This window comes from Mesorhizobium sp. (assembly GCF_004962925.1).
Lineage (GTDB): Bacteria > Pseudomonadota > Alphaproteobacteria > Rhizobiales > Rhizobiaceae > Mesorhizobium.
Genome location: NZ_SUEO01000426.1, coordinates 230 through 615 on the forward strand (window position 1 = coordinate 230; position 386 = coordinate 615).

Sequence of the window (386 nt, forward strand, 5' to 3'; positions counted from 1 at the left end):
GATCGAATACCCTGGTCCGCGTGCGAAAGCCTGACAGCAGCCGGTTGAGTGCGCGACCGAGATCGCCGAAGCCGATGATGCCGACATCCGCGCCGGAGAGAAGCCGCGCCGTCCGGTTGCCGTCGCCGCCCCACAGTTCCTTGCCTTGCCGGAAGGCGAGATCGGCGTCGACGATGTCGCGGGCGAGGTTGAGCGCCATGGCGACGCCGAGCTCGGCCACCGGCTCGGCGAACACCAGGCCCGTGGTAACGACATGGATGCCGCGTGCAAACAGCGTCTCATACGGCATGTTGTTGATGAGGTTGCTCTCGACATTGAACACGCAGCGCAGCGTTTGCATCTTGTCGAGCGTCTCCGGTGCTATCGGCGGCTGGCCGACAATGTAG

The 386-nt window shown here is 64.5% G+C and carries 1 protein-coding gene; it reads right to left on the reverse strand.

Translation table 11 applies throughout. The annotated features are described in order from the left end of the window. Positions 1-386: NAD(P)-dependent oxidoreductase (locus E5W87_RS35540; protein WP_292408655.1), on the reverse strand; the 386-nt coding region annotated here is incomplete at both ends.